The sequence below is a fragment of the Desulfobacter sp. genome, from assembly GCF_050177295.1.
Genome location: NZ_JBFXHE010000227.1, coordinates 1 through 7,091, shown reverse-complemented (window position 1 = coordinate 7,091; position 7,091 = coordinate 1). Strand labels below are relative to the sequence as shown.

The 7,091-nt window shown below is 50.5% G+C and carries 8 protein-coding genes; 1 reads left to right on the top strand and 7 read right to left on the bottom strand.

All coding sequences use genetic code 11. The annotated features are described in order from the left end of the window. Positions 1-592 (top strand): hypothetical protein (locus AB7U36_RS15060; RefSeq protein WP_428160546.1); only part of this gene is annotated, 592 nt, incomplete at its 5' end. Positions 593-662: 70 nt separating this feature from the next. Here AB7U36_RS15060 and AB7U36_RS15055 read toward each other — a convergent pair. The 7 genes from AB7U36_RS15055 to AB7U36_RS15025 all read right to left on the bottom strand — a co-directional run bounded on the left by AB7U36_RS15055 (position 663) and on the right by AB7U36_RS15025 (position 6,974). Further along, positions 663-1,211 carry an energy transducer TonB gene (locus AB7U36_RS15055; RefSeq protein WP_428160545.1) on the bottom strand — a complete coding sequence of 183 codons (549 nt, stop codon included), beginning with the start codon at positions 1,209-1,211 and terminating at the stop codon, positions 663-665. Positions 1,212-1,219: 8 nt separating this feature from the next. Continuing rightward, positions 1,220-1,636 carry an ExbD/TolR family protein gene (locus AB7U36_RS15050; RefSeq protein WP_428160544.1) on the bottom strand — a complete coding sequence of 139 codons (417 nt, stop codon included), beginning with the start codon at positions 1,634-1,636 and terminating at the stop codon, positions 1,220-1,222. Between the two features lie 2 nt (positions 1,637-1,638). After that, on the bottom strand, positions 1,639-2,169 hold the full coding sequence (locus AB7U36_RS15045) for a MotA/TolQ/ExbB proton channel family protein (RefSeq protein WP_428160543.1): 531 nt from the start codon (positions 2,167-2,169) through the stop codon (positions 1,639-1,641). After that, positions 2,166-3,968, bottom strand: coding sequence for a CobW family GTP-binding protein (locus AB7U36_RS15040; RefSeq protein WP_428160542.1), 1,803 nt, complete (start codon positions 3,966-3,968; stop codon positions 2,166-2,168). Before AB7U36_RS15040 ends, AB7U36_RS15045 begins: the two co-directional genes overlap by 4 nt. Positions 3,969-4,038: 70 nt before the next feature. Further along, entirely contained in the window at positions 4,039-5,196 is a 1,158-nt protein-coding gene (locus AB7U36_RS15035) for an MBL fold metallo-hydrolase (protein ID WP_428160541.1), read from the bottom strand. Between the two features lie 20 nt (positions 5,197-5,216). Then, positions 5,217-6,632: a hypothetical protein gene (locus tag AB7U36_RS15030; RefSeq protein ID WP_428160540.1), complete on the bottom strand. Its 1,416-nt coding sequence runs from the start codon at positions 6,630-6,632 to the stop codon at positions 5,217-5,219. Between the two features lie 114 nt (positions 6,633-6,746). After that, entirely contained in the window at positions 6,747-6,974 is a 228-nt protein-coding gene (locus AB7U36_RS15025) for a hypothetical protein (protein WP_428160539.1), read from the bottom strand. Between the last annotated feature and the right edge of the window lie 117 nt (positions 6,975-7,091).

Genomic DNA, 7,091 nt, shown 5'->3' with positions numbered 1-7,091 from the left:
AATGATTCATAAAGGAAGATGGGCCAACGCAGATGTTTTTCTGTGTTCACAAGACCACCGCCAATGGGTGGAAAAAGGGTTTGAAGGTAAACACCCTGTGGTTCGCTGGACCATCGGCATTCTTCTAACACAAAGAGAACTTTTTATTTCCACACGGCTGAAAGGAATTGCCGGAATTCCTCTGGGCTATGCCAGAAAATCCCTTTGCAGCTTAACGTACAATTATATGGACGGCATGGTGTTAGGTTCCGGAGAGTTGGACCATGCTCTGCCCGTTGACTATTTTACTGCCTGTGAAGAACTGCTGCGTACCATACACGGGAAAGGGGTCGTACATCTTGACCTGCGCCGCGGGGGCAACTGGATTATTCAGCCGGACGGGTCGCCCGGCATTATTGATTTTCAATCCGCATTTCTGGTAAATCTGCTTCCGGGCTGGCTGAAAAAATTTTTATTCTTAATTGATTATTCCGGTCTTTACAAAATGTGGAATCAAAAATGCGTGCAGGGGCTGGACCGGGACCAGGAAAAAATTTTTCACAGGATAAACTGGCTTCGCCGCCTGTGGATATTCAGTTTTGCTCCGGTTTAAATATCCCAAGTCCTGTTAAAGGGGAGTCTGACAAAATACACCAGCTTGGGTTCATTCAGAATTCCAAGGATCACAACCCGTATTGAAACTTTACTGCCAGTTTCAGGGTAATGGGGCCGGTGCCGGTTTCTCCGGGGCGTTTCACCCTTTGGCCGGCAAGGATGATTGCGGTTTTCGAGGCCTTGTCGATCAAAGGATTTCCGGAACTTCTTGTCATGTGAATCCCGTAAAAATTTCCGGCGGCATCTATGGAAAACGCATATTGCGCATTCCCGATCAGCCGCTTCATCTGATCTTTATCCAAATCTTGAGATAAAAACTTGCACCGGTTGATCTCTTCTGTGACCTGTTTCAGATAGAGGTTTAAAATCTGCTTTCTGCGATTTTCGCCGCCCTGGCCGTCTGGGTCTGTGCCGTCTGCTGAATCGGCTGCCTGTTCAATAAGCTGCTGCAGGGCAAAGGATGTTTGTACCCAGGCTCTCCCCCGGCTGATCTTAAAGGGTGTCAGGTCGATATTGCCGTAAGAGTTTAAGCTCTGGGGAAAAGAGGCACCCAGAAGAATCCAGTGGATAAAACATGAAACCATCAGGCAGCAAATTTTAAGATGGGCGGCCGACATTTATCCCTCTATGGTTTCCATGGCCTGGTTGTTGCGATAATCAGGTCTTCAAATCCGGCGGTCTTGACCATATCTGCGGTCTTGATAAAAACAGCGACCTGGGCAAGGGGAGAACATTCAAGGATAATCCGGGCAGAAGACCGCCCATTGCGTGTTGTGTTGATGTTTTTCAGTTTAAAGGACAACTCCCGCATATCGATCAACTGATCATCAAAACGAAGGGTATTATCTTTCATGATGCGGATTCGATGTGAAGGACCTGAAATCGGTGTGACCGTGGACGCCTGGGGAAGATCCATTTTAATCCCCTGGACGGTGAACACCGATGACACCACAAAAAAAATCAGCAGGATAAATACAACGTCGAGCAGGGGCGTGATATCGGGTTTTGCCGGTTTGGGTACCGGATCAGTCAGCTGAATCATGATTATAAGATCCTGTTGGCATAGCACTCCATTTCAAATGCAAGTTGACGGACCTTGGCGGTGAACCACTGGTGGGCCAACAGCGCTGGAATTGCAATGACAAGGCCTGCCGCAGTGGTCAAAAGTGCATGCCAGATCCCGTCGGCAAGCAGGCCAATATCCATGCCGGCATGGGAGCCAGCCAGTTTTGAAAAGGCCTGAACCATGCCGACCACGGTTCCTAAAAGCCCTAACAGCGGCGCAACCGTAGCAGTGGTGGACAAGAAATCAATGCTTTTATTAAAGGAGAATAAAATTTCTTTGGCTGCCAGTGTTGTTTTCTTCTCTTTTTCCGTAACGGACTCGTCGCTGAAAAGTGCGTCAAAAAAAGGGGCAAACACGCCGGGGGTTTCAGGCGGTGTTGATGCCGCGCCCTTCACCGGAAAGGGGTGGCAGATAAAAAAAATCCATCTTTCCAGGATAATTGCAAGCGCCGGGATGGATAACACGATCAAGGGCCACATCATCATGCCGCCCTGGGCAACCACGTTCATGCCAACACCCCTTTTTGAAATACGTGTTGTTCAAGGTTCAGGCCGATAAAGACCAGAAAATGATCCCCTGTCTCTTCTCCGGCAAAGGGCGTGATCCGGCAGGTGCCGGGGGCATACTGAAAGACCATTGGCCCGGACCGGCCATTGAACCGGGCAATGCCTTTAACCCTGAGAATCTGCTCTCCTGCCCCCTTGATTAGGGCATTAAGCTCAGCCTCATCAATGGGGTGATCAAGGGTAACAAGCCGGGTTTCTATCTGGTCGTCTTCATGGGTGGCATGGGTGCCCGGGATGTAAAAAAGCGGACGGCGCGGGGAATTGCGAAAATTAGCCCCATAAAGCACGCCGGGATGGACAGCGCCGTGAATGGTCTGGCGGACCGCTGCCACCGGGTTCAGCTGCCGGATCTGTTTTTCAATGCCATCAAGGTCAGCTCCCGGCAGATCGCATTTATTGACAAGGATTACATCTGCCAGACGCACCTGATCCCTTGCCACCCCAAAGCGTTCCAGGGTGTGTTGGCCTTGTGAGCCGTCCACAAGGGTGGTGACGGAACCGAACTCAAAAAGATCGTCAAGCTCCTGGAGTTCTGAAAGGATATTGGCAGGATTGGCTAGGCCTGTGGTCTCCAGCACAATAAAATCAGGCGCAAACCGGTCCAGGATATCGGAAAGCGCGGCCCGAAGATTACCCGCCAGGGAACAGCAGACACAGCCTTCGTCCATCTGGGTAACGGCATAGGTCTGGTCCAGCAGGGCCGCATCCAGTCCCTTTTCGCCAATCTCGTTTTGTATCACCGCCACAAAATTGTTGGCTGCGGTCTGGGCCTGGATAAAATGGTCCAGGAAACTGGTTTTTCCCGTGCCGAGAAATCCTGTCAGCAGAATAAACCTGGGCTTGGTCATGAGACCCACAGCTTTTTTGTCCAGGCTGCTGCCGGTCCCGGTCAGACCCGGGGTCCACCACAGTTCATTTTCAAAAGCGCGGGGAAAGGGCATCTGGCCGGTCCAGGCGATATTGGTGAAAGAATCTTCCCAGTCCGGCACACAGGATTTTTCTGGGTTACTGAAATAGCCAAGTGTTAATCGCTGCTCTTCAGTTTCAAGAAAGCAGCGCCTATTTTCTTTTTTCCGCGTCCGGGAATAAAAACAGGAAGGAACTGCACCAAGGGTGTAGGAAAAGGAGGCGGCCAACGGCTTGAAAAATGCCATGCAAATATCAAAGGCGGGCAGATCCTGATCTATGCCCCCGGGGGCTACAGCCTGAAACAGGCCGTTTTCATTTTCTATTTCAATGCCCTTTTCAGCAATCCACCCCAGGCGGTGCAGGGCTTGAAACGAGATAAAAATGCCATGATCCGATTTCAGGCACTCAACGCAACCGATATGAAAGAGTCCTGCAAAATCATCGTGGTCAACGAAATTTCTGACTTTCTCCATATAATCCGGGGCCAGGGCACAGATGCCTGCTTCAATGGAATACTTTTCCACCAAAGCCTCTTCCGGTCCAGGATAATAGCTCAATAGAAACCGGGCTGCATGGCAAGGATCCGGGTCAACGGGATAAAAGGAAAAGACACCCGGCAGGTCATGGACCTTTGCGGTGAGACTGCCCGGACGCAACCCCGGAGTGATGGATTCGTGAATACCGCGCCACCCCAGGCGGTGGCGAATCCCCGGGATATATGTTGACCGGATCAGCACAGCCCTTGCTAGTTCATAGCCAGCCAGTTCCGGCGAATTCACCACACAAGGCGGCAAAAGGGTGTCAAGCCTGCAGGCAGGATATGTTTGAGTCATTTCCCGGTCTCCTTAAAAAATTAAGATGTCCAGGGAGGACCCATCCCCTGGACACAACAGTTGAAACAATCTATCCGAAGGTAATGACATCTCCATTACCAAGATAGGCTTTATCTTTGGAACGGAACCGTGCAGAACCTTCGACAACGGGATAGCCTGCAGAAATGAACTTTTTGGCACACAGAACGCCGGTGCAGTGATTGCACCCGATCCGTTCAAACCCGTAATTTCTCAATGAGATCACAAGGTCGTCATACTTGGGATCCCAATCCTCAAAGGGTGAGATATGAAGCCCGCCGTATATGCCGTGGAACTGGTCCTTTTCATACTTCAGCTCGTTGTGCGCCGTTTCCGCAAACTGGATGATACCCTGGTGGCAGCACCCGGTCACGGAAACAAGTCCTTTATCCTTTACATTGAAGTATATGGACTGTTCTCCGTAAACCCTGCAGATGATGGGTACCGGGAACACATAGGTGGCCATACCGGGTATGTGTTTATACAGGCCGTTCTTGACCTCCACCAGCTTGCCGGTGTGCCCTGAATCCTTGATATACTTCTTTCCTTCGGGGTAAAAACCTTCAGGGATATAAATGGTGATTGTGGGGTCATATTTCAGGGTTACAGGCAGGCCCCAGTAGTGGTCAAAATGCTCATGGGAGATAAACAGGGCTTCGATTTCCCGATTTTCCAGCATCTTGTCGATCCCTTCCCGCTTAAAGCATTCATCCATCCATTTATAGGACCAGCCGGAGTCCAGCAAAAATTTACGCTTGTTGCCGGAAAGTTCTTCAACTTCCAGCAGACAGGCGTATCCGCCGGCGTTTTCCGGATTGACTGATTTTTTTGCAATAATCTGCCAGGCCTTGTCCAGGTCATGGGGAATAAGGTCTTTGATCTGCTGGATACCTGCTTCATAGGATCCCTTGCCAAGGCCTGTGCCGTTGCCGAAGGGCGGCCAGTTATAGGTGTACTGGTTCACCAGCAGGCCCCCGGCACCTTTGATGTCGCCCATGAGTACGTGGTTGTCAAACCAGCTGGTTTCCGAAATATTGGTCACCTTGATGTTTCTGCAGGCGCCGATATCAACCATTTTTCTCCCTTTTTGGGGAAAAAGCTTTTTCCTCATTCCGGAATACGAGAACAGTCCCATGGCAGCCAGGGCACCAATACCCGTTCCGGTAACCGCACCCTTTAGAAAGTCCCTTCGTTGTATATTTTCAGACATGTTGCCTTCTCCTGTTAATTTTATTTAGGTATGATATCAATGGCCTTGTACATTGCAGGCAGCATCATAACAAACACGGCGTAGACAGCCACACCAACGGCTAAACCGAAGCCCACACCTGTCACGTATTTGGGCGTCACCTGAACCTGGGCAATTTTCTGTTTCATCCGGGCGTGATCCTGTGCAATCTCGTCCTGGGTTTTAGGCACCATTTTCCATGCCGGCCAGTTGTCCATGAACCAGTGATGGGCAAGCCAGATATTTATCAGCCATATGGTTGGAATCATGGGAAACTGCTGGGGATGGGAAAACCCTTTCTGGGTGCCCAGGAAAACGTGGGAGATTTTGTAGTAAACAATATACAAAAGTATGGCAGCCACAAGGCAGACAACCGTTCGAACGGCCACATTCACCGGCAGGCTGAACTTTTCCGGCCAATTGTCGCAGTAAAAGTTCAGAAACAGAGAGGGAACCAGGAAAAAGATGGCCATTTCACCCACATGCAGCCATCTCCAGTCCGGTGCAAAATCCCGGCGGGTTCCCCTGATCGCTTCGCCCCAGGTCAGTTCCTGGGCAAAATAGAGGAAAAAATGCATGGCAACGGCAATCAGGATGATTCCCAAAAAGGTGGCAATCCGCCTGGCCCAGTCGTTTTTAATCATACAAAAGGGATAGCGTTCCCAGATGGTCTCCACAAGCCAGACCACCACGGTGCAGCACATGATCCAGGAGATGTGGAAGTTGCCTGATACGGTATCGGCAAAGTCCCCCCAGTAAGGCGGTGCAATGGAGGTAAAATACTGCCAGGGGTGGTACAAAATACCCATGTGGGAGTGCATGGTCACAAAATAAACCACTGTAGACATAAAAAAGGTCAGCACTAAAATGGAAAATCCCCTGGCCGGCTGGGGCAGTTTCTGCCAGGGAGCGCTTTCCATGGCAACCACCCAGGAAGGTGAAAGCCAGGAGGCAATGGCAGCAAACATCAGGATGGCCAGGCAGGCATACTCTGCCGCAAAAAAGCTGGTCACACCGGGCAGTTTCTCAAGCTGTGCCGGATTGAAATAGGCCAGCCCGAAGTTGCCCAGAAATGCCTCAAAGAACCCTTTTATAAGTGTGAGTAAAATCACCACGGAGATCAGGGTGAGCACAGGCCCCTTGACCAGCGGATGGGTTTTTTCAAGCCACTTTCTGTTAAAGGGCCAGTAATCAAAAATATAGACCATCCAGATCATCATGACCAGCCACCACCGGCAGTACATATAGCCGACATATGGCGTGTACATCCGCATAATCCCCCGGGGATCCTGAAAAATCCACCAGGTCGCATAAAAAATCGCCAGCGTGAAAACAAGGCTGACAACAGCGGGGACCGGGCCGGCCCATCGCTTGACAAGCTTGCGCTCCTCAAGGTATCCTTCTCCAAACCTTTCCATAAAACCTCCTCTAGTTAAGATTGCGGGTTGCGTCAGGTTCGGGCGGATCGTTTGATTACCAGTCCTTCAATCCGCCCTTTTTTCTCCTGTTACATTGTCTTCTATTTTAAAATATCATACTGCCTTATCTTCCATGCCGGGCCGCCCCAGGGCGTGCAAAACGAAATTTTCTATTTTTTCTTTGTCTTTTTCAGGATCAAGCCCCAGCCGTTCCGCCTCCAGGGCTAAAAGCGCCGGTGCCAGATCAGAGGAAATCTGAGATGTGATGCATGGTTGTGCAACGGGCTCACTTTGAAACGGCCCCACCCAGCTTTGGAACAGGTCCGCAGCTGTTCCTGCCATCTGATTGAAAAAACGCCTGCGCCTATGGTTTTGAACGCTCTTGTATCCTCCTTATTTAGAATTGAGCCGAGGCCGGACAGGGCATTGTTACCGTTCCCGATAATCCGGTTTAAATGG